Origin of the sequence: Bombella mellum, assembly GCF_014048465.1 — a bacterium.
GTDB lineage: Bacteria > Pseudomonadota > Alphaproteobacteria > Acetobacterales > Acetobacteraceae > Bombella > Bombella mellum.
On record NZ_PDLY01000002.1, the window covers coordinates 276,118 to 297,616 of the forward strand.

General features: G+C 54.2%; 18 protein-coding genes, 1 tRNA gene and 2 pseudogenes. 10 read left to right on the forward strand and 11 right to left on the reverse strand.

Going from position 1 to position 21,499, the window contains the following annotated elements; all coding sequences use genetic code 11:
• Window positions 1–140: 140 nt before the first annotated feature.
• Both trxB and CPA56_RS04345 read left to right on the forward strand, forming a co-directional pair.
• The gene (trxB, locus tag CPA56_RS04340) at window positions 141–1,112 is read left to right on the forward strand and encodes a thioredoxin-disulfide reductase (protein WP_182040808.1); all 972 of its coding nucleotides are present in this window, start codon (window positions 141–143) and stop codon (window positions 1,110–1,112) included.
• 295 nt (window positions 1,113–1,407) lie between these two features.
• Complete coding sequence (locus tag CPA56_RS04345) at window positions 1,408–2,352, forward strand: LysR family transcriptional regulator (RefSeq protein WP_182040809.1); 945 nt, start codon at window positions 1,408–1,410, stop codon at window positions 2,350–2,352.
• Here CPA56_RS04345 and CPA56_RS04350 read toward each other — a convergent pair.
• Together CPA56_RS04350 and CPA56_RS04355 are read right to left on the reverse strand one after the other, a co-directional pair.
• Complete coding sequence (locus CPA56_RS04350) at window positions 2,333–2,620, reverse strand: HU family DNA-binding protein (RefSeq protein ID WP_182040810.1); 288 nt, start codon at window positions 2,618–2,620, stop codon at window positions 2,333–2,335. The genes CPA56_RS04345 and CPA56_RS04350 overlap by 20 nt on opposite strands.
• A gap of 133 nt (window positions 2,621–2,753) precedes the next feature.
• Complete coding sequence (locus CPA56_RS04355; protein WP_182040811.1) at window positions 2,754–3,236, reverse strand: MucR family transcriptional regulator; 483 nt, start codon at window positions 3,234–3,236, stop codon at window positions 2,754–2,756.
• Window positions 3,237–3,446: 210 nt separating this feature from the next.
• Here CPA56_RS04355 and CPA56_RS04360 point away from each other — a divergent pair, with 210 nt between their 5' ends.
• The 4 genes and pseudogenes from CPA56_RS04360 to CPA56_RS04375 all read left to right on the forward strand — a co-directional run bounded on the left by CPA56_RS04360 (window position 3,447) and on the right by CPA56_RS04375 (window position 9,041).
• Entirely contained in the window at window positions 3,447–5,651 is a 2,205-nt protein-coding gene (locus CPA56_RS04360; RefSeq protein ID WP_182040812.1) for an FUSC family protein, read from the forward strand.
• Between the two features lie 64 nt (window positions 5,652–5,715).
• Window positions 5,716–6,825, forward strand: coding sequence for a glycosyltransferase (locus CPA56_RS04365; protein ID WP_182040813.1), 1,110 nt, complete (start codon window positions 5,716–5,718; stop codon window positions 6,823–6,825).
• Window positions 6,822–7,736 (forward strand): annotated as a pseudogene (locus CPA56_RS04370) (fumarylacetoacetate hydrolase family protein). The gene CPA56_RS04365 and the pseudogene CPA56_RS04370 overlap by 4 nt, the downstream one beginning before the upstream one ends.
• A gap of 330 nt (window positions 7,737–8,066) precedes the next feature.
• Window positions 8,067–9,041 (forward strand): flagellin, encoded by a 975-nt coding sequence (locus tag CPA56_RS04375; protein WP_182040814.1) that lies wholly within the window; start codon window positions 8,067–8,069, stop codon window positions 9,039–9,041.
• Between the two features lie 11 nt (window positions 9,042–9,052).
• On the opposite strand, the gene rmuC is transcribed toward CPA56_RS04375, so the two are convergent.
• From rmuC to CPA56_RS04400, 6 genes and pseudogenes are all read right to left on the reverse strand, one after another.
• Complete coding sequence (gene rmuC / locus CPA56_RS04380) at window positions 9,053–10,573, reverse strand: DNA recombination protein RmuC (protein ID WP_182040815.1); 1,521 nt, start codon at window positions 10,571–10,573, stop codon at window positions 9,053–9,055.
• Between the two features lie 941 nt (window positions 10,574–11,514).
• Window positions 11,515–12,582: a synaptonemal complex protein 1 gene (locus CPA56_RS04385; protein WP_182040816.1), complete on the reverse strand. Its 1,068-nt coding sequence runs from the start codon at window positions 12,580–12,582 to the stop codon at window positions 11,515–11,517.
• A 39-nt stretch (window positions 12,583–12,621) separates the two neighbouring features.
• On the reverse strand, window positions 12,622–14,682 hold the full coding sequence (locus CPA56_RS04390) for a hypothetical protein (RefSeq protein ID WP_182040817.1): 2,061 nt from the start codon (window positions 14,680–14,682) through the stop codon (window positions 12,622–12,624).
• Window positions 14,672–16,804: a nucleoside/nucleotide kinase family protein gene (locus CPA56_RS04395; RefSeq protein WP_182040818.1), complete on the reverse strand. Its 2,133-nt coding sequence runs from the start codon at window positions 16,802–16,804 to the stop codon at window positions 14,672–14,674. The genes CPA56_RS04390 and CPA56_RS04395 overlap by 11 nt, the downstream gene beginning before the upstream one ends.
• Window positions 16,805–16,966: 162 nt before the next feature.
• Window positions 16,967–17,098 (reverse strand): annotated as a pseudogene (locus CPA56_RS09595) (IS5-like element ISMex42 family transposase); the annotation flags it as partial.
• 48 nt (window positions 17,099–17,146) lie between these two features.
• Entirely contained in the window at window positions 17,147–17,761 is a 615-nt protein-coding gene (locus CPA56_RS04400; protein WP_182040819.1) for a site-specific integrase, read from the reverse strand.
• On the opposite strand from CPA56_RS04400, the gene CPA56_RS04405 reads away from it, so the two are divergent.
• The gene (locus tag CPA56_RS04405; protein ID WP_182040820.1) at window positions 17,741–18,016 is read left to right on the forward strand and encodes a hypothetical protein; all 276 of its coding nucleotides are present in this window, start codon (window positions 17,741–17,743) and stop codon (window positions 18,014–18,016) included. The genes CPA56_RS04400 and CPA56_RS04405 overlap by 21 nt on opposite strands.
• A 282-nt stretch (window positions 18,017–18,298) precedes the next feature.
• Here the strand turns inward: CPA56_RS04405 and CPA56_RS09600 are convergent, their stop codons facing one another.
• Together CPA56_RS09600 and CPA56_RS04410 are read right to left on the reverse strand one after the other, a co-directional pair.
• Entirely contained in the window at window positions 18,299–18,625 is a 327-nt protein-coding gene (locus tag CPA56_RS09600; RefSeq protein WP_407645640.1) for a DUF6538 domain-containing protein, read from the reverse strand.
• 80 nt (window positions 18,626–18,705) lie between these two features.
• Window positions 18,706–18,795, reverse strand: a tRNA-Ser gene (locus tag CPA56_RS04410).
• Window positions 18,796–19,096: 301 nt separating this feature from the next.
• Between CPA56_RS04410 and rplU the strand changes: the two genes are divergently transcribed.
• From rplU to obgE, 3 genes are all read left to right on the forward strand, one after another.
• A complete protein-coding gene (gene rplU / locus CPA56_RS04415) occupies window positions 19,097–19,411 on the forward strand; it encodes a 50S ribosomal protein L21 (protein WP_182040821.1) in 315 nt (104 codons plus the stop codon).
• A 28-nt stretch (window positions 19,412–19,439) separates the two neighbouring features.
• A complete protein-coding gene (gene rpmA, locus CPA56_RS04420) occupies window positions 19,440–19,706 on the forward strand; it encodes a 50S ribosomal protein L27 (RefSeq protein WP_043559867.1) in 267 nt (88 codons plus the stop codon).
• Between the two features lie 115 nt (window positions 19,707–19,821).
• Window positions 19,822–20,829 (forward strand): GTPase ObgE, encoded by a 1,008-nt coding sequence (gene obgE / locus CPA56_RS04425; RefSeq protein WP_182040822.1) that lies wholly within the window; start codon window positions 19,822–19,824, stop codon window positions 20,827–20,829.
• A 71-nt stretch (window positions 20,830–20,900) separates the two neighbouring features.
• Here the strand turns inward: obgE and CPA56_RS04430 are convergent, their stop codons facing one another.
• On the reverse strand, window positions 20,901–21,491 hold the full coding sequence (locus tag CPA56_RS04430) for a LutC/YkgG family protein (protein WP_182040924.1): 591 nt from the start codon (window positions 21,489–21,491) through the stop codon (window positions 20,901–20,903).
• Window positions 21,492–21,499 lie beyond the last annotated feature (8 nt).

Below are 21,499 nucleotides of genomic sequence, written 5' to 3' on the forward strand. Positions count from 1 at the left end.
AATCATTTTTATCGACATCTTTCATATACTATATCTATTACTCCCCAGACCGGACCGGACATACTATTGCCCAGCCCTTCTCGACCATTCCATTTTCTCCCCCTGCGGGCGGGACACATCCCTTCATCATGGAGCTTTTCATGGCAGAAACATACCGTACCGACATGCTGATCGTTGGGGCCGGGCCGGCAGGCTACACGGCGGCCATCTACGCCGCACGGGCGGGGATGCAGCCGGTTCTGGTCACGGGAATGCAGCCGGGTGGCCAGCTGACCATCACGGACGAGATCGAAAATTTCCCCGGCTTCGCCAGCCCTGTCCAGGGACCGTGGCTGATGGAGCAGATGCGTGAACAGGCCGAACATGTCGGCACGAAACTGGTCTATGATCTCATCACCGAGGCGCATCTGAAGCAGGGGCCGGACGCCGAAGGCTATTTCCACCTCACCGGCGATTCCGGGGACAGCTTCCAGGCCCGCACGGTCGTCATCGCCACGGGGGCGCAGGCCAGATGGCTTGGCCTCGATTCCGAAAAGAGATATCAGGGAGCGGGCGTGTCCGCCTGTGCGACATGCGACGGTTTCTTCTACCGTGGCAAGGAAGTCGCCGTCATCGGTGGTGGCAACACGGCCGTCGAGGAGGCCCTGTACCTGACCCATCATGCGACGACCGTTCATCTGATCCATCGCCGGGACAGCCTGAAGGCCGAACGCATCCTTCAGAAACGCCTGCATAACAACCCCAGGATCAGGATCCACTGGAACAGGGCCGTCCGGGAAATCATCGGGGAAGGCTCACCGGCCGTCGTGACGGCCCTTGAACTGACGGACACGCAGGACCCCACAAAAACGGAGAGACTGGCCGTGGACGGCGTGTTCGTGGCCATCGGGCACAGCCCCAGCACCGGCCCTTTCCGGGATCAGGTCGAGTGTGATGCGGAAGGGTACATCATGACCCGACCGGGAACGGCCACGACCTCCATTCCCGGCATCTTCGCCGCCGGAGACATTCAGGACAAGGTCTACCGTCAGGCCGTCACCGCCGCCGGGACGGGCTGCATGGCCGCCCTGGAAGCCGAACACTACCTTACCGAGGCAGGCCACATATCCTGAAAAAACGCCCTGACGGGACGGGTCATTTTCCGGCTCCACAGCCACACCGGGACATGGCCCGTCTTCACGGATACAGCACACCAACAAGAAAACATGAAAAAATAATTTATCTTTCCTATGTCTTTCCTTGAAATGACAACGCAAAGATAACGTATTCCATCGCCATTCTACTCTTGACCGATCGTTGCTTTTCGGGAATTTTTTACAAATTAGACATACAGTTAAGGTTACAATGTGGGGCGTTATGAGCAGAGCTGGCCATGATTATTGCGAAGGGGCATACGGGAATCAGAAAATGGACTGGGACAAACTCCGTATTTTTCACACCGTGGCCGAGGCCGGCTCATTCACCCACGCAGGCGACCGCCTCAACCTGAGCCAGTCCGCCGTCTCCCGTCAGATTTCCGCTCTGGAAGACGTGCTGGGCGTTCCCCTCTTCCACCGCCACGCCCGTGGCCTGATCCTGACGGAACAGGGCGAGGTACTCCACCGGACTGCCAGAGAAGTCTTCTCCAAGCTCGCCCTGACGCAGGCCTTCCTGAGCGAGAACCGGGAAAAGGCCGCCGGCAAGATCAAGGTCACGACCACGTCCGGCTTTGGCCTCTCCTGGCTGACGCCACGCCTGCACCGCTTCGTGGAGCATCATCCCCATGTCGAGGTCACGCTCCTTCTGGAGGATTCAGACCTCGACCTGAGCATGAGGGAGGCGGACGTCGCCATCCGCCTGCATCCCCCGACACAGCCGGACCTCATCCAGCGTCACCTCGCCAGCTTCCACATGCCGATCTACGCCAGCAAGGAATATCTGGAAGAACATGGCACCCCGACCACACTGAAAGACCTTGCCAACCATAACCTGATCGGTTTTGCCGGGTGGCACCTGCCCCTTCCACATGTCAACTGGCTGATCGAACGGCTTGTGAAGGAGAAAATCATCCTCCACCCCCGTGTTCCCCTTGCCGTCAACAACATTGCTGCCGTGGGCATGGCCATTGCACAGGGCAACGGCATCGGTACCCTGCCCTTCTACACGGCGTCCGCCCATCCCAATCTCGTCCGCATCCTGCCGGACGTGCATGGTCCGCTGGCGGAGGCATTCTTCGTCTATCCAGAGGAACTGAAAAGCTCCAAACGGATATCCGTGTTCCGGGATTTCCTGCTCGAGGAACTGAACACGGCCCGCACCGGCAAGGATGTCCCCTCACACAGTGCGGAACCTTTCATTTCTTCAGCTGATTGACCCTCTGGCGCAGCTCCTTGCCCGCACGGAAGAACGGCACCCTTTTGGCCTCAACCGCAACAGACTGGCCCGTCCGGGGATTTCTTCCCTGATGGGCCGTATGCTGGCGTGTTCCGAAGCTGCCGATGCCCCGCAGCTCGGCCCTGTTTCCAGCGGCCAGACCAGTGGCAATATAAGAAAAAACCCCGTCAACGGCCTGACCGACCTTTTCCCGGGAAATGCCTTCCAGACGGGAAGTCAATAAAGCGACAAACTCTGAGCGTGTCATCCATACTCTCCGTCACTGATCACTTCATCAAGAGTGACAAGAGGACGACAGAAACGTCAAGAAAAAACGCTTCACCATAGAAAAAGGCCAGGAAAAAACCCGGCCTTTTTGAATCTATGGTTAATGAAAGATTTCAGGATTTACTTTCATTGTCCCGTTTATTCTCGGCAGAGACGCCAATATTACGGCCGAGGCCAATCGTTCTTGCCAGCTCGGAGCGACGGGCCGCATAGGCCGGGGCCACCATGGGGTAATCGGCAGGGAGGCCCCACTTCTCCCGATACTGGTCCGGGGTCATGTCATAGGTGCTCTTGAGGTGCCGCTTGAGCATCTTCAGTTTCTTTCCGTCTTCCAGACAGATGATATAGTCCGGATAGACGGACTTGCGTACCGGCACCGCAGGCTGCTGCTTGGGCTGGTCCGTCACTTCCTTCCTGTCACTCCCCTGCCCGGCAAGGGCATCATAAACCTGACGGATCAGCTCTGGCAGGGTATCCGCAGCGACATCAGAACCGGCAAGTTTGGCCACGACAATATCAGTCGTCAGCTCAAGAAGCTTTCTGCGCTCGTCATTCGGAGATGTCTGGCCTTCTTCAGCCGGGATATTGTCTGTCATTGAATAACCTTCATTGCTACAAGTCTTCATGGGAGGTTTCAGAAAAATTTTACTATTTTTTCCTTGGACACAAAAGAAAAATATTCATGAGTCATAAAAAAACATCATTACCCAAAGCATTCCGGCATTTCTGTTCAATTATAAGTGTCCCCCCTCGCATCCAGCTCCAAAGGGAAGTAGTCTCCGGCTCTGGATGCCACTGGATGCACAATGACCGCTCGTTTTCTAGCCTTCCTGAATTTCCGGATACCGCCTTTCTTCTACTGGCTGTTTGTTCCGTCCCTGAACGGATTTCTTTTCGCCCTGCGCACCACCATTGCCGCCTGTCTCTCTCTGGGCATCGCCCTCTGGCTAGAGCTGGACAGTCCCATCTGGGCCCCCATGACGGTCTGGTCCGTGGCGCAGCTGACACGGGGCGAAAGTCTCTCCAAGGCCCGCTGGCGCATCGCCGGCACGCTGATCGGCGGGACGGCGGCCCTCATATTCGTTGGCATCTATCCTCAGGCACCGTGGCTCTTCTTCCCGCTGATCGCCCTGTGGATCGGCCTCTGTAGCGGGCTGGCGACCTTCGTCAGCAATTTCCGCTCCTATGCCCTTGTCCTTTCAGGCTATACCTGCGCCATCATCTGCATGGACGTCGTGCCCCATACGGGCGACATCTTCATATTTGCCGTGTCCCGGGCCAGCTACATCATCCTGGGTGTTCTCTGCGAAGCCTTCATAGGTCTTCTGTTCGCCTTCAACCAGGACAGGCTGGCGCATCTCAAGATACGGCAGAAACTGGAATCAGCCCTCACCCTGGTGGCCGACACCCTCTACCACATCCTCCAGCAGGATGCCGGTGCCCTGACGGAAGCCCGCAATCTCTTCGGCACCATCCTGTCCATCAATGACCAGATCGAATTTGCCGAGGTGGAAATGGGAGCCCACGGGCACGAAGGCGACCATGCCCGTGCCGCCCTGGCCGCCGTGTCCGCCCTCCTGTCCCGCAGTTTCGGCATGGCGGCCCGGCTTGCCCTCCTCTCCAGCAATCACAGGGATTTCGACACGGTCGTCCGGGCTTTCAGCCAGTTCCTGCGGACATTCTCGGAACGGCTGGGCAAGGAGGAGGAGATCTCCGAACTTCTGGCCGAACTCCAGCATCTGCGCGACATCTGCCGCCGCTATGCCACGCCGCACCGCCGCCGGGTCATCCCCACGGCCATGATGGAAACGCATGAGGAGGAACAGTCCACCGTCATCACCAATTCCGCCCTGGATGAGCGCATCCTCTTCTCATCCCTCGGGGACCTGATCGGTGACTTGGAAGAAGCCATCACGGAATATCATGCCAGCACCCACACCATCCGCGGGGATCATTTCCAGTTCCGGCATCATACCTACCGGGATGGCCGCCTTGCCTTCAACAACGGCTTCCGGGCGGCCCTGGCCATTCTGGTCACGTCCCTGATCTATGAGGTGACGGCCTGGTCCAACGGCAACACCCTCATCAGCATCACGGCCCTGATCTGCGGCCTGTTCGCCACGAAGGAAAACCCCGTCCTGGGCACCGTAAAGTTCCTCAAGGGGCTGGCGGTGGGCTGGTGCGTGGCGTGGGTGCTCTGTTTCATCTTCATCCCCATGGTCACGACCTATGAGCCGCTGGTGCTCATCCTCTCCTGCGCCATGATGATAGGCGGTCTCGCCCGGGCCAATCCGGCCACGGCTCCCGCCGCCTCGGCCTTCAACCTGCTCATGCCCCTCATGCTGGGCATACAGAATCACCACATCATCGACGAGACGAAATTCTACAACACGAATCTGGCCATCATGCTGTCCGGCATCACGGCCGTCCTGATTTTCCGCAGCATCCTGCCCTTCGACAGCCGGGCCGAAGGTTTCCGCCTCCGCAAGGCCACGCTGCGGGAACTCCGCAACCTCGCCAACCTGAACAGCACGCCCCAGATCAGCACATGGATCGGCCACAGCACAGACCGCTTCTCCCGCCTGCTCCGCCACGCCACCGTCATGACCCCCCTCGTGGAGGCAGGCATACAGGGCACGCTGGCTACCCTGACACTGGGGCTGAACGTCATCCGCCTGCGTGGCCTGCTGAACCGTGAATATCTGCCGGAAAGTGCCCGCCGCCCCATCACGCTCGTCCTTTATCACATCGAACATTCGTCCCGTCGGCATGACCGTGCCGCCCGGCTCACCCGTGCGGCCATCCGCCGCCTGCGTGAACTGGACACGCAGGACCATGAGGCCATCATCCGGCTGGAGATCACCCGTGCCCTGACCCATCTCGTGGTGGTCGAACATACGCTGCGCACCAACGAGGATTTCCTCGATGCCAGCCGCCCTTTCCTCGGCACGGGATTCTCGGTCTTTCCCGGTCATGAACCTCCACACGAAACGGTCCCGGAAAAGGCTTGATCTCCCGCCCTTATGACGTCAGTCTCCCACGATCGTCCCATCCAGCCCGAGACCCTGCCGCTCCATGAAAATTCATTATCTTGTCACCAGTCTGGAAACGGGCGGTGCCGAATTTGCCATCCCCGACATCGTGAAGGCTCTGGAAGAGTTCGGCCATCAGGTGGACGTCACCGCCTGCGAACCTCGTGACATGGGAGCGGCCCCCCATCTGGAACGGGCAGGCATCCCTTACCGCCTGCTGGACACCAGACGCCGCAGCTTCTTCCTCACTCTTTTCCGCATCCTGCGCCTGTTCCACCGGAACAGGCCAGACATCATCTGGACATCGCTGAGCCGGGCCACGCTGCTGGGGCAGCTGGCCGGGAAAATCCTCAACATTCCGGTCGTGAGCTGGAAGAACAGTGCCAGCATCCGCTTCACCACCACGGCAGGCCGCCGCATCACCCGGCTCTGGGTGGCAGATTCCTCATATGTGGCGCAGTTCCTCCGGGAAAAGATGAACATTCCGCCGGAGAAAATCACGTCCTGGCCTCTCTACGTCGCTGCTCCTGAAAATCACCCGGCTCCGGACTGGGATGGCAGCACGCCTCTGCACATCGGCAGCACAGGGCGGCTTCATGAAGTAAAGAACTATCCCCTGCTCATCGAAGGTCTGGCCCTGTTCCGCAGGACCCATCCCCAATGGGCGGACCTCGTGCATCTTTCATTCGCCGGGGATGGCCCCCAGCGGGCGGAACTTGAAACCCTCATCCGTCAGCACGGGCTGGAAAACCACGTCTCGCTGAAGGGCTTCCAGACGGATGTTCCCGCCTTTCTCCGCACGCTCCAGCTTTACGCACAGCCCTCACGCTATGAGGGCATGTGTCTGGCTGCCCATGAGGCCATGAACATGAGCCTGCCCGTCGTGGCAACGCCTGTCGGGGAGATGCGCAACAGCGTCCAGCCCGGCCGGGCGGGCTTCCTGCTGAAGCCTGACAGGATTCCTGAAACTTTCTGCGACACGCTGGCGGAGATTTTTCAGGACCCGGCCCTGCTGCACGCCTATGGCAAGGCAGCAAAACAACACATCGACCAGCATTACAGCCGGGAGGCCTTCATGCAGCGGTGCGGAACGATCGTGGAAAAACTGGAGAGGATGGCCGATCCTCAATCCTCAGGGAAAAACCCGTCATGACAAAACTCTGCCGCTATGGACACCCCGGCTCCGAAAAGCCCGGACTGATCGACCGTTCCGGTACGCTGCGTGACCTTTCCAGACTCTGGGATGACCTGACGCCGGAACGCCTCTCTCCACAGTCCCTTGCCCAGGTGGCCGCCATTGATGAAACGACCCTGCCAGCCGTGGAAGGCTCTCCCCGGTTCGGGGTGCCCGTCAGCCATGTCTCCAAATGCGTCTGCATTGGCCTGAACTATGCCGATCATGCCGAAGAAGCCGGTCTTCCCATCCCGCAGGAACCGATCGTCTTTCTGAAAGCTCCTTCCGCCCTTTGCGGTGCCCATGACGACATCCCCATCCCGCCCCATGCTTCACAAGTGGACTGGGAAGTCGAGCTGGGCATCGTCATCGGCAGCACAGCCCGCCATGTGACGGAAGCGAAGGCTCTGGAGCATGTGGCAGGCTACTGCATCGTCAATGATGTGTCAGAACGCAGTTTCCAGATGCAGTCCTCACAATGGGACAAGGGCAAGGGCTGCGACAATTTCGGACCTGTCGGCCCCTTCCTTGTCACGGCTGATGAGATCGCTGATCCGCAGAACCTGCGCCTCTGGCTGGACGTGAACGTGAACTGGGATATCCTGAACTGATTGCGGGATCCGCAGAACCTGCGCCTCTGGCTGGACGTGAACGGAACCCGTCGTCAGGACGGCTCGACAGCCACCATGATCTTCTCCGTCCGTGAGATCATCGCCTATCTCAGCCGGTACATGACGCTCCTGCCCGGCGACATCATTACCACCGGGACACCGCCCGGCGTCGGAATGGGACACAAGCCGCCCCTGTGGTTGCAGGAAGGTGACGAAATGCGGCTTGGCATTGAGGGGCTGGGGGAACAGAAGCAGACACTGGTGCGATGGACACGCTGAAATGTCTGGCCTGATCCGGCCTCAGGACACGGATGCTTAGGTCAATCCGCACCCGTGTCTGTCCCGAATAAATACGGACATCCGTACACCGGACGAAAATCATCAAGAAACCTGCTCATGCCGTTAAAAGATCACTCATGTTGTTTCATTGTAAAGGATCATGTATCGGCACAGGCAATCTTAATGATGCTCTAACATGACTTGCGAAAAATGGACGGACAACCATTTTTCATTCAGGATTTAAGAATCACGTAAAATTTTCGTGTTCTCCTCCCTCCCCGCCAGCAGAGGTTCCGTTGGTTCCGTTCAATGACACCGGGAGAAAGGACCATGAGTCTTTCCATCAACACAAACCAGTCTTCCATGGTCGCCCTGGAAACACTGAACACCACGCAGACCGATCTGGCCCATACGGAAAATGCCGTTTCCACCGGCAAGAAAGTGGCCGACTCTTCCGACAACCCTGCGGCTTTCGGCATCGCCTCACAGATTGGCGGGGACATCGCCGGGCAGAGTGCCGTCAATGACGGGCTGAGCTATGCCTCCCAGGTCATCAGTGCCACCAACACTGCGGCCAACAGCATCATCAAGATATTGCAGGACGTCCAGAATGCCGTGACGACCGTGGGCAACAACATCGGCAACGCCGCCTCTCTCGGTCAGCTCAACAAGGAGCTGACGGGCTACATGAAGAGCATCGACACCATCGCCCGCAATGCCACGGTGAAAGGCGTCAACCTTCTTTCCGGCGGCACGCTGAGCGGCACGGGAGACGGAATGGGCATCACCTCCAATAGCCTGACCTTTGTCACCAGCCTTCAGGGAGACACGCAGACCCTGAACAGCTACGGTTACATGATCGGCCTCACGACCGGTTACGGGATCGGCCACATCATGACGGAACTGTTCGGCATGACACCCGGCAGCGCAATGCCTGGGGAAGACCCCACCGTGAACAACTTCCTGACGGCCACTCCTGACGGTGCCCGCATCAGCGACGGTTTCAATGCAGCGGCCACGGCACAGCGTCTTCCCAGAATGATCCAGATAACGCAGAACGCCATCCAGGCGATGACCAACGTCACGTCCGACCTTGGTGCCAACCAGCAGCTCATCGAATCCATGAGTTCCTACGGCCAGAAATCGTCCGATTCTCTCACGGCGGCATCCGGTGCGCTGACGGATGCCGACATGTCCGCCGAATCCGCCCGCCTGACCTCCCTTCAGACCAAGCAGTCCCTTGGCATCAAGTCCCTGTCCATCGCCAACGGGCAGTCCCAGAACATCCTGTCCCTCTTCCAGTAAGGGCGGTGTGCTCAGGCACCGGTCACCGGTACCGGCTGCCCGGTGCCGTCTTCCACCGGTTCCACGATAAGGCCGAGACGTTCCGTTTCAAAATCCATGTGCTGGGCCTCCAGCCGGGGCAGGTCCTTGCTGACCTTGGCTGAAAGCTGCCTGAAGCGGTCCACCCGGCCATACAGACCCTGCTGCCCGGCCAGTGCCCTGACGGCACCGTTATAATGGTTGCTTGCCGTGTTCAGGCTTCCGCCCAGCTTATTCAGCCTTTCGGCCACAAGACAGACCGAATTGTAGATGTCCCCCGCCCTCTCGCTGATCTCACGGGCTTCCCGGTTGCTCCGCTCGATCATCCACAAATTGGCGACCGTCCGCAGGATGGGAATGAGTGTCGTATGGGACACCAGCACGATACCTTTCCGGTACCCGTAGTCAAACAGGTCCCGGTCCACCTTCAGGGCACTGATGTAGGCCGGCTCGATCGGCATGAACATGAGGACAAAACCGGGACTGCGCATTCCGATCAGGTTCGTGTAGTCCTTGGAGGCCAGATCATCCATGTGCCGGCGGACGGATTTCACATGCTCCCTGAGAGCGGCCTCGTGCTCCGTCTGGCTCTCCGCCCCCACGGCCCGGTCATAGGCATTCAGTGACACCTTGCTGTCGATGATGATGTGTTTGCCCTCTGGCAGCCGGATCAGATAATCCGTCTGCTTCTGCCGCCCCTCCGCATCCCGGAAGGAACTCTGGACCTCATAATGGGCTTCTTCCACAAGACCGCTCATCTCCAAGGTCCGGCGAAGCTGCGCCTCCCCCCAGGCACCACGCTGCTGGGAATCCCCCTTCAGGGCTGACGTCAGGTTGGTGGCCTCCTGACTCATCTTCAGGCCGATCTCCAGAACCTTCCTGATCTCGGCATTGAGGGTACTGTTCCCCTGGAGGGACGCATCATGCACCTCATTGACCCGCTTCTGGAAACCTTCGATCTGCTCCCGGAACGGCTTCAGCATGGACGACAGACTGACCTGACTGGCATCGGCGAAGCTCCTACCTTTTTCCTCGAATATCCTGTTGGCCAGATTTTCGAACTCTTTCCCCAGTGACTGCCTGGTTTCGCCAAGCTGCTGCATCTGCTCCCGGAAATGTTCCTCTTTCCGCTCCAGCGTCGTCCTGATTTCCACATGCTCTTTTTCCAGCATGCCATATTTCTGCAGGAGGGCCTCATACTGTCCGCCCCGTTCCGTCAGGGCCGCATCCAGCCGCTGGACCGTCTCATGGGCATTGCGCAGCTGCGTGCGGGCCGTATTGTCCGAAAGCTCCACGTCATGAAGCCTGCTCCTGAGCTGGGCAAGCTCCTCCCCATCCCTGACATTCTGGTCACTGGCCTGCTGGAAGGCCACCTCCATCTGCCGGACCTGCATGGCAAGATCGGACATCTGCCACCCGGCCCGCCTCATGGCCAGCAGATACCCCAGCCCGGCGGCCAGAAACGCCACAATGACAATGATGACGGTGCCGACCATCAGTTCGGACATCTGCATGTTGTTCTCTCCCAAAAGCCCCGGCGTACGGCAACGGCTTCACCCCCGTGAACCGGCATGAAGGAGGCAGCCCATAGTGCATGGAAGACGAACATAACCGGCCATCAGGCAGCAGACCAGCTTTCGGGCCAACACGCCTGGCAATGGAAGACTGCATGGGACGGGAACGGTCATCATGGCGGAGAGAGAGGGATCTTTATTTGAAGTTCCTCCCAACCGCAGAAGTCCAATATCTATGGAAACGCACCAATTCAGGTTCGTCCCTGTGCAACGCAAGCGTGCAATACCGTTCCTAAGCGGTTTAATGGCTATTGTCCAGAAAATCCTCCTGCCTATACCCGCACAAGCACGTTTTCGACCTTCCTCATGGCTTGCGCTTTCATCCGCTACAGCCCCGCCATTTGTCGGGTGTCTTCTGTCGATCAAAACAGCTCCTCACATGCCCCTCCCTCAAGGGCTCCTGTCAGGTCTCTCCACAGACGATCAAAGCCGCTTGGGATCGGTTGCAGGAACAGAAAGATATGAGAAACCGGGAGCAGAACAGGATCGCAAGGGTGGCTGCTGACAGGCCATTCAATGCCGACCCTGAATAGGGAACGACTGAGAGCGCATCCGGCATGGATGCGCCTCCAACCAGTAATACTTTATTGAATGGCGGAGCGGGTCTTCCTCAGAACTCACTCCCAACCCTAGATCGACAGGGGCACAGCTTTCTGTTGCGCATTCAGTCCCGGAACCGAGTCAAAACCGATGAGTCGCTGTGATTCAAGGGCGGTACCGATTCGGCAAGCCATCGGCGTATCATTAGGCGACATTCAAGGAATAATAAATTGTCGCGACCAGATACGACAAAACCACTTCGTCTTTTCTTTCTATCATCCTTAATCACCGCTTCGGAAGATTGTAGCAGAATCTAACAGACCCCGAATACACACCCTCCATCAATGATGGAAGAGTTTCAACAACTCCAACACCCCATCGCCACAGGTTACAAACAGCGTGATGATTAGCAAAATCATCAAAACCATTTTATGAGAACGTGCATTGCGATGTACGTCCACAAGTTCATTTTTTAATGTTAAAAGTTCCTTCTCGGTGTTACTCCCCGATTCTTTGAGCATGGACAAGATCAATTTTTCATCATCTCTGATAGGGAGAAAGGAGTTTTGTAAATTTTCCAGTGATAGCATCATAGAATTTTCTTGCTTAGCCAAGCTTTCTTGAAGCATTTTAATACAATTCTCTGAATCTATCTTAATCTTCTCTTGTATCGCGATTGTTCGACGGTTTGTTTCCTCGACCCGATCAATATGACGATTTATGAGATCCTTAAGATTAACTTGACAGTCATCAACTACCTCCTTAAAGTGCTGCGTAGCGATTGCTGGTATTTTATCAATTTCACATCCTACTTGTGAAGCAGCGTCTTTAACACTTTGCGAGTGCTGGTCAAATGACGTTAAAAGCTCCGCATGTTTTTTCTGTCCTTGCTCTGCCAGCCTACAGAAATCTCCCTGCAAAGACGCAAAAAGAGCCTGTATTTTAGTTTCCATAGCCTCATGAACATGGGGAAGGCGATCCATCTGCTCCGAAAGCTGTACTGTTTTTTCAGCAACAAGGGCATCAACGTCTTCCTTTAACTCACAAGTAATTTTCCTTATGTGCTCAGGGTTTTTTTGTACATTTTCATTAAATTTTTCCAAATATTCCGATAAAATAGCTATCTTCTCTTCAAAGAGATTATCAGATTCTTCTTTTAATCCGTCGATACCATCTTCAATATCTTTTTTTATTTTTTTTACAATGTCCTCCACATTGTCAGGCAAAGCATTTAACCGATCACTAAATTTTGTAGTAATTTCCTGTACATTTTTAAAACCTCTCTCCAAGCTTTCTTGTGCCTCTTTGTAATCCCCGATGGGAGAACGCAATACTTTCTCGAGAAGAGACTCAATCTCTTTCTCTTTCTTTTCAATATCGTTTGTCGCAAAGTTCTTTTTAGACTGCACTATGATTGCCTCCTTTGTTAGCAGATAATGTTGAATCCATTAACGAAATAGTTTTTCTTCAATAACGTGCCGACTTTCCTTTAGAGTCTGAGCTTGGCATAACCTATAAAATGACAGGCCGGCCTCTTTAGTTGCATAAACTGCGTCATAAGCATCACTCACCTCTTTAAGATATTCCTCCTGAAAGAAAGAACGCATATTATCCGTTTTTTCTTTTATTTCCCGCCACTCAGCATTAACCTGCTTTTTTAGTGTAACACTCTCCTCAAGCTGTTGCTCTAATGATGCCAGTTCCAGCTCTCTTTTGGATTTTTGCATACCAAACATCTTCACATCAGTCTCTGCTTGATTCTTCTTTTTCCGAATTTTTTCCTCAAAACATTTTTGCTCTGCATCCAACGATTGACTAATCTTCTCCTTCAATCTGGCAGCCGAGCGTTTGTAAGCTTGCATGAACATGAGACAATCTTCTTGGTAGCTTGAATCAAACCAATACGAATCCATCCAATACTCGTCTAATCTCCCCACAACCTCTTTGAAATTAAGCAAAATAAAGGAGCGAGCATCACGTAAGAGATACTCAGCTGAAGGGAGAGTATTAAAGAAATGCGAACATGCCGCAAACCGTATCTCATCATCTTCATGGCTCTTATCAAGAGACTTATCAAGTTCCTCAGACTCCTCAATACCCTCCAACCACAAATCAATGTTTTTTAAGCACGAAGTTACCCAATCATCATACAAAGATGCTGCTAAAGGCAGCAGTGCTTGCAGTTCTTTTTCCTCTGTTTTATTTTCCTCTATTGTATGTAGTGTTGTAAATTTCTTCAAATCAGGAACAGACCATTTCTGTTTCTGTAATAAATTAAACATTTCTTTTTGATTATTCTCTTCAGTCTCTTCATAATCTACCCAAAATGGAGCGATCATCTCTTCAGACAAAAACTGCAAAGCATCCAACCCTATCTCATCGCGTTTCATGCGCTTTTCCGCATCCTTCAGTTTGTTATTAAGTGTTTCGATAATTTTCTTTTCGTGATTTACTTTATTGCGGAAAGAATTTATTTTATCACTAACCACCTTGTAGCGTTCTTCATAAAAAGCCTCCGTACAGCCTTGACTGTCCAACACACTAAGGAGGTAATTAAGTGGGTCATCTGCCTGCGCGATATCGTCGTAAAGACGCTTAAACTCTCTTTTGATCATGTCATCCAAGACTTGCGTCTCTTTCCTCAAATCAGATTCCTGCCAAGAAGCTCCAAATTCCAAAGGATAATAAAGCTCGTCCTTCTGAGCTCTCTCAGGCAATGTTCCAAAAGTACCAATCTGAGCAATCAACTCCTTTTGGTACTCTTTAATATTTCCTTGCTTCTTCTTGACTGTTTTACGCACTGTTTCCGGCGTAAAAGAATAAGTCGTAACAACACGGAAACGACCTGGGGTATTCATCCAATGTTTTATCTCCGGAACACCATCCAACCCCTTAAAAAAGAAGCCTAGATCATCAGCCTTGGAAACAAGAAGGGTCAATGTTGCAATTGGAACAAATTTACGGCTAATTGCTCGCACATACTTCTTTTCCTCTTCGGAATCAGCCTCAATCCCGGGAAGATCCAGAATACGGATCGTCTTCTGTTTCCCCTCCCCTTCTTCTTGTGGCTTGAAATAACTTAAGGGAATGTCAATCGTACAATAATCATCTGAAGCCTCAATGTCCCCCTTCATCATGGAACGACGTAACTGCTCTAACGCAGTGGTCATTTCCTCATCAGAAGAGGCTGTTATATGCCTCCCCTGCCAAGAAAATGACCAATTTTCATTCTTGCTCCGCCGATATTGTGTCGCCACCGCTGTGGATGATTCGCCTTTCTTCCGCTTACCGCGCAAGGTTTTCCCCACTCGTGCGTGCCCATCTTCAGAAAGCTGCAGCATTGTAAGGATAAGCGTCGTCTTCCCCACCTGCGTCGGCCCGTAAAGAACAACGAAAGCCTCCCCCGCCGGTTTGCGAAGCTGTTCCCGTACCTCCAGGGGAAGCTCAACACAGTAAGCATCATACGCTCTATGCGCCCAATCAAAGTTCAAAGAAACATCATGCGACATGGAGGTCTGTATTCAATTCTTCATGCAGTTGCTCACGCAGCTCTTGAGCGATCGCAATACTACGGAAGGCACGATCTTTCTTGCCGACTTTATCCGAAATCTTATAGTGTTTTTGTAGCTGTGCGCGGAAATTTTCACGCGTTGTTTCCATCAATTCATCATAACTCTCCATATAAAGATCAAAGCGATTCTGATTGAAGCTCTCGAGCATTCCTAACGCTGTTGCTCGGTTGGCACGATCTGTCGCTTTCGCTTCCTGAACCAGGCTTGCTCCCAAATACCCAGCCGCAAATACTGCTCCAGCGGCAAGGGTCACCGGACCACCACTCAACAGGGCAGAGCCTGCGGCTTCTGCCCCCACTGTTCCGATCACAGCGCCCCACAATCCATGTCGAGCAGGTGATGACATTTTTGGGCCAAGATTTTTTGTAAAACCCTGCCAAATTTCATGGGCTTTTGTCGCTTTTTCTGTCGCATCCCCCAAATTATCAAAGAGATGCTTCACCACATTGATCGAAGAGACACCACTTTTACCCGGCCAGTCTCCAGAAAGATCACGAATTTCCTTTTGGAACGGCTCAAATTGACTTAAACTTAAAGCAAAATTAACCGCCAAAGCCGGAAGAGCCGTCACAGCCTTCTCTAACCCCGTATGTTTCTCCACATTTTTATCATCATCTTTATAAAGAGCTATTAAAGCTGCAGAAGGAGTCTGTCCCGTTCCATTACTAGGAACGTCGCCTTTATCATAGGAAAGCAGCCCCGTACCGTTGTCCTCAATACTCTTTCCTAAACTATTTTGTAGTCTTCTTTTCACGACCTGACTGACTTCCTGCCCTAACGGACTTTTCTTCTCGGCCTCACTCACATTCTTCTTTACGAGATTTTGCAACTTTAAAAGTTGTTTTGTATCACTTTTGAAAAAATTGCCGACACCATGCATCACACCTTCATGATCCTCTGCAAGACTCTCCAGAACAGCATTCCGAATTCCTGCCGCGTTAGCATCAATTGTCTTATTAATATCTCTTTCATAGTGACGCCGGAATTTTTTCTCAGCCTCATCAAACATTTCCATGAGCCTCTCGACCCACTTCTCAATGGGATCAATCCCCTCATCCACTAGGATTTGATCACTTACATCTCGTTTGATGCACGCTAGCGTTGTACGCAAGTCATCGTCAATAAGCTTGGCAAGCGTAAGACTCCGTGCATTACCGGCCCCGCGTCCGGACTCTCCAATGAAATTTTTCGCTGTACCTTTAAAGGCGTCCTGCCATTTTTTCATATAAACAGCATCATCTTTCGACCCGCTGCACACAACACGACTACATTCCACACCGAAGATTTCAGCAGCCCTTTCCCGTAACTCCTGACAGGCTTCCTCGCTTTTATCCTCTGTTCTCGTAACCACTACAACAGGCTGCATACCATCTAGGTGGCGCATATTCGTATCACGAATAAGCGCCTTCTGATCACCCGCAAGGCGCTTTTCATCTGTCACGACAACTGCTCCATACGCATTGGCAGCCACGGCACTCATCGTATCTTGCCAAGACTGGCTATCTCCATCGCTCTTCTCATACCCCGGGAGCAACACCCATCCACGATCTTTCCCCAAATTCAATCGCGGCGGTAAACGCAGCTCTAACATCACCTCACCCGCATTATTATCACGATCGGAAGCCGCGCGGCAGAATTCAGCTTGTGCCCCTTCCAGCGTATCAAATTTCTCTCTCAAGTTCTGATCTTTAAGAATCCTGTTGCCATTCACATCCTTGGCGAACACTTTAATAATGCCCTCTATTTGATCTTTTTCATGTTCTGTAATAAGGATAGGATGCTTCTCTCCACGCCCTTGATTGGCCTGAAACCACTTGGCATCTTCATCATTCAGACCATAAAGATTTTTAACAAGAGTTGTCTTACCTGCCCCTTGCGTTCCCGAAATGGCTAAAAGAGCCCGTTCCCCTAAAGCTTTCTGAAGCAAAATACGCCGGATAATGGGCTTTAGTCTACTATCGCATACCTTATTATCACCTAAGTACGGATCGCACGCACTCATCACATTCATGAGTGAATGTAAAAGATTATCCAATAATTGAAGACGGATAGATGACACGGTACAATCCCCTTAGAAGGATAAAAATGACCCCTTCTTCTTATCAAAAAAATACTCATCGCAAAATATAAATGAAAATTAATATGACCGATTTTGACGCATTATTGTTCCAGATAAACATCCTGAAAATATTTCAAACTTTTTAATTTCTGTTAGGACCTGTTAGGTCTTGATATAACCAGTTATGGCAGCGATGAGGATGACGGAGAGAAAAGAGGATATGGTCTTTTCATATCTGATTGCTACAGCTCGCCATTCCTTGAGCCTTGCCCAGAGACTTTCCACTATCCGTTTTCAGAGACTGGCCATTTTGCTGAGGCCTGCCCCCAAAAATAGCTCCCTTCACAAAAGGAATATCAGCGAAAAGGGAAAATGGACCCTTTCCACAAAGACCTGCGCTTCGGCTTCCGACAGGCCCTGTCCATAGCGCTCATAGGTTTCCCCGCCGCGATGACCAAAAACCTTGTTGGATAATTCCAGCCCGATATTGGAGGCGGACAGCATCTGCCGGAAATGATGCCGGAAGGAATATCCCATGAGGTCCAGATCATCGGGAAAGACCGTACGGATCAGCCGGTTCATGCTGGCCTGCTCGGAACGTGGTCGGCCTGAGAGACCTTCACCATAGATGAGGGGGCGACCCAAGCGCTTCTGACGAGCCGCATAGTCAAGAAAGCCAAGCTCTTTCAATTCGTCAATCACTGGGACCAGGCGAGAGGCGTTCTTGGTCTTGGTCCCCGCTTCCCGAAGGTCGATGCAGGGAGTGTCCCCAATCATGACCAGCTCTGAGGGAGCTTTCATAAGCTCGCCACCCCGCGCCCCTGTCATGGCGCACAGGACCGCAAGCCACCAGCCATCATCCTGTTTTGTTGCGGCAAAAACATCCGACTGGAAAAAACACTTCAATTCGGCATGGGTGAAAGAACGTCGCCTGCCTTGGGCATTCTTTTCTTCCATGGTTGGTTTGCGGGGATGGACCAATTCGAAACTGTCATCCTTCAGGTAATCCTTGCCAATCGCCCAGCGCTAGAAGCTCCTGACCTCACCAAGCTGGTGCTGGATCGTCTTGTAGCTCAAAGGGCGCTGGTGACGCTCACTGACAAAGTCGCGCAGGAAATCGGCCACATCGACAAGGTCACGCTTGACCAGACTGCCAAGCGGCCTCCTCTTCCATACCCGTTCAAGATAGGAAAAGGTGGTTTTCATGCCTGAGACGCTCTTGGCCGCATAACCGGGATTATCCTGCCAGAATTCATTCAGATAAGCCTGCCATGGCTTTCCCTAAGGTTTGGCAGGCCTATTGGTCTGCGTGTCATAACCCATGTCAGCCATGAAATCCCGGCTGCGCTGATGGCCTTCCTTCAGCCAACGCAGAGCACCTTCATAATTGCTTGACTCCGGCATCCCGACAGGCTCAGGTAGCTCCCCCGTCTTCAGGAGGGGACGAAGAGCGGCCAGACGCTTGGCCTGTTTGGCATTAGCTCTGTAAGGCGCCTAGAATTCCGGCTGGCCATACAGGAACATCAACCGGGCTCCCCGTTCCGCTGCGTAAGTGTTATCAGGAGTACTTCTCTTGGAGACAGTCTTCCGGAACGTTTCAAGGAGCGCCTTGCAGTCGGTCAGAAGCCCCCGATCCAGATAATCCCGGAAGGCTCTGAGCACATGGGGCATCCGGTTACGTGCCTGATGATAATCAGTCGTCTGAAGGGAGAGCACGACCTCCTGCCCGAAGTGCCCTGTGAACGCGGCGGGGAGTCGTGCCCGGAAGTAATAGCCGTTACGACATCGTATGATAAAATTGGGCATTGCATCTTTTCCCATGGTCAACGTGTAACATGCGCACGAGACACAGGGAAAAAGAAAAGCCTCAAAAACGGCAGTTTTCCGGGAGAAAAGGATCGTGGCGGAGAGAGAGGGATTCGAACCCTCGGAACGCTTGCACGCTCAACGGTTTTCGAGACCGCCCCAATCGACCACTCTGGCACCTCTCCGGGGCTTGGGGCTGAACGCCGGGTCCATGCCCGGACACCACCAAGTGATGCCGTGTCTTATGACGATTTTTTACCGGCATGACAAGAGGAACATCTCCCTCTCTCCGCTCCCCTGCCGCAGAATCCTGCTTTTTTATTGACGATACAGGGGAAAAGCCGTATGGAGGCCCTCTGTTCCTACGGTTTTCCGCTTCTGGCGGGCGACCGTCCGAACCAACGACAAAAAGCGAGCGGGCCATCTTCCGCCTCCCGGAGGGGAAGCAGCAGGCCAGAGGCTTCGGTAACATAAAGAGAGTTTTGCATGTTTGCAGTCATCCGCACGGGCGGGAAACAGTACCGCGTCGCCAAGGACGCCATCCTGAAGGTCGAGAAGCTGGAGGCCGAGGCTGGCAGCACGGTCACCTTCTCCGACGTCCTGATGGTCGGTGGTGAGGCTGGCACGAAGATCGGTGCCCCTCTGGTCGAGGGTGCCAGCGTGACCGCCGAGGTCGTCGCACAGGACCGTCTGCCGACCGTCATCATCTTCAAGAAACGCCGCCGTCAGAACAGCCGTCGCAAGAACGGCCATCGTCAGCCGGTCACCGTTCTGCGCATTACCGCAATCAACGCTGCGTAATTTCGCCCGTTCCTAAGGAGACACAGTCATGGCACAAAAAAAAGCAGGTGGTTCCAGCCGTAACGGACGCGACAGTGCGGGCCGCCGTCTTGGTGTGAAGAAGTTCGGTGGCCAGAGCGTCATCGCCGGCAACATCATCATCCGTCAGCGTGGCACCAAGGTGCACCCGGGTGAGAACGTTGGCATGGGGCGTGACCACACCCTCTTCTCACTGGTTGATGGCCGCGTGCGCTTCCAGCGTCGTGCTGGTGGCAAGGTGCACGTTTCCGTTGCCCTGGCAGAAGCTGCCGAATAACGCACTCTGCCTGCCCTGACGGGCACAGAGCATGAAGAAGGGTCGGCTCCATCAATGGTGCCGGCCTTTTTTCTTCCTGTCCCTTTTCCCTCCCCCTTGCTGTGGCGGCCTTCCCATGAAGTTTCTTGACCAAGCCAAAATCTATGTCCGCTCCGGTGATGGAGGAGATGGCGTCGTCGCCTTCCGCCGGGAAAAATACATCGAATTCGGTGGCCCGGATGGCGGTGACGGTGGCCGGGGCGGCCACATCTATTTCCGTGCCGTGCCGAGCCTCAACACGCTGATCGACTTCCGCTACACGCAGCATTTCCGTGCCCGCAAGGGTGGCAACGGGGCCGGCTCCAACAAAACTGGAGCTGGAGCGGAGGATGTCATCATTGATGTTCCCATCGGCACGCAGATATTCGATGAAGACCGTGAGACCCTGCTGGCGGATCTTGATGAGGAAAACAAGACCGTCCTGCTCTGTCAGGGCGGCGATGGTGGCCTGGGCAACGCCCATTACAAGAGCAGCACCAACCGTGCCCCACGCCGGGCCGACAAGGGCTTCCCCGGGGAGGAACGCTGGGTCTGGCTCCGGCTGAAGCTGATTGCCGATGTCGGGCTTGTCGGCCTGCCCAATGCGGGCAAGTCCACCCTGCTCTCAGTGGCCTCCCGTGCCCGCCCCAAGATTGCGGACTATCCCTTCACGACCCTGCATCCACAGCTTGGCGTCGTGCGCCTCAATGCCGTGGAAGAATTCGTCATTGCCGACATTCCCGGCCTCATTGAAGGGGCAAGCGAAGGAACAGGTCTGGGTGACCGCTTCCTCGGCCATGTGGAACGCTGTGCCGTCCTGATCCATCTGGTTGATGGAACGGATGAAAACTGCGTCCAGAACTGGAAGCTGATCCGTAAGGAACTGAAGGCCTATGATGAAGGACTGGCAGCCAAGCCGGAAGTTCTCGTCCTGAACAAATGTGACGCCCTGCTGCCGGAAGAAATCGAGGAGCGAAAGGCCGCCCTGGAGGCTGCCTCTGGTACCGAAGTGCATCTGCTTTCCGGCGTCAGCCGGGACGGCCTGCCGGAACTGCTGCGCCATCTTCAGGACCGTGTGACGGCCTCCCGCAATGAAGGTCTCTAAGTCCCCCTAATAGAAAGGGCCGTGCGACATCATATCTCACAGCCCTTTTTGCGTCCTATTCTCCGAGGCCATTAGGCCCAGATGACGGACAGACTCCTCACACCCTGTGCCCCACGGATAAGAACGCCCTGAATGTCCGCCGTGGCAGATGGGCCACTCATCAACACGCCATAGCCCGCCGTCCGAAATTCTGAACGCTCTTGATAGGCATTATGCATGTTGCCCACCAGCTCATTCTTCGAGAGCAGAACGATCAGATGCTGCGCCAAATGCACATCAGCCAGATGATCTTTTAATTCCACCTCACTCAGGAAAATGCCGCCAGTTTCCGCCACGCCAAACGCAGCCCGCACGACCATAACATCAACCTTGTCGGCCTGTTCGTGCGTTTCCAGGTCTTCAATCCGCAGCGTCCCTTCCACCTCCGGTACGGCGGTGCAGAGATTGCGCATCTCCGGGAACGCACGCCTGATGGCCTGCTCTATCCCTTCCCCATCCTGCAAGGAAAGCATCCTGCCGCCCATCAGGGCCAGACTGGCCTCGAACCGTTCCGGGCTGGCATCCTGATCCCCCAATGTCACGACTGGCGGCAAAGGATACGCCCCTTCCTGCGGGGACTTCTTTGCCTTCAGGCGTTGCATGATGACATCACGGGCACTCATCGTCTCAT

Bases quoted from the DNA above. Each gene is read 5' to 3' on its own strand.
- trxB (WP_182040808.1), top strand. From the start codon at position 141: ATGGCAGAAACATACCGTACCGACATGCTGATCGTTGGGGCCGGGCCG.
- CPA56_RS04345 (WP_182040809.1), top strand. From the start codon at position 1,408: ATGGACTGGGACAAACTCCGTATTTTTCACACCGTGGCCGAGGCCGGC.
- CPA56_RS04350 (WP_182040810.1), bottom strand. From the start codon at position 2,620: ATGACACGCTCAGAGTTTGTCGCTTTATTGACTTCCCGTCTGGAAGGC.
- CPA56_RS04355 (WP_182040811.1), bottom strand. From the start codon at position 3,236: ATGACAGACAATATCCCGGCTGAAGAAGGCCAGACATCTCCGAATGAC.
- CPA56_RS04360 (WP_182040812.1), top strand. From the start codon at position 3,447: ATGACCGCTCGTTTTCTAGCCTTCCTGAATTTCCGGATACCGCCTTTC.
- CPA56_RS04365 (WP_182040813.1), top strand. From the start codon at position 5,716: ATGAAAATTCATTATCTTGTCACCAGTCTGGAAACGGGCGGTGCCGAA.
- CPA56_RS04375 (WP_182040814.1), top strand. From the start codon at position 8,067: ATGAGTCTTTCCATCAACACAAACCAGTCTTCCATGGTCGCCCTGGAA.
- rmuC (WP_182040815.1), bottom strand. From the start codon at position 10,573: ATGCAGATGTCCGAACTGATGGTCGGCACCGTCATCATTGTCATTGTG.
- CPA56_RS04390 (WP_182040817.1), bottom strand. From the start codon at position 14,682: ATGTCGCATGATGTTTCTTTGAACTTTGATTGGGCGCATAGAGCGTAT.
- CPA56_RS04400 (WP_182040819.1), bottom strand. From the start codon at position 17,761: ATGGAAGAAAAGAATGCCCAAGGCAGGCGACGTTCTTTCACCCATGCC.
- CPA56_RS09600 (WP_407645640.1), bottom strand. From the start codon at position 18,625: ATGGGAAAAGATGCAATGCCCAATTTTATCATACGATGTCGTAACGGC.
- rplU (WP_182040821.1), top strand. From the start codon at position 19,097: ATGTTTGCAGTCATCCGCACGGGCGGGAAACAGTACCGCGTCGCCAAG.
- rpmA (WP_043559867.1), top strand. From the start codon at position 19,440: ATGGCACAAAAAAAAGCAGGTGGTTCCAGCCGTAACGGACGCGACAGT.
- obgE (WP_182040822.1), top strand. From the start codon at position 19,822: ATGAAGTTTCTTGACCAAGCCAAAATCTATGTCCGCTCCGGTGATGGA.
- CPA56_RS04430 (WP_182040924.1), bottom strand. From the start codon at position 21,491: ATGAGTGCCCGTGATGTCATCATGCAACGCCTGAAGGCAAAGAAGTCC.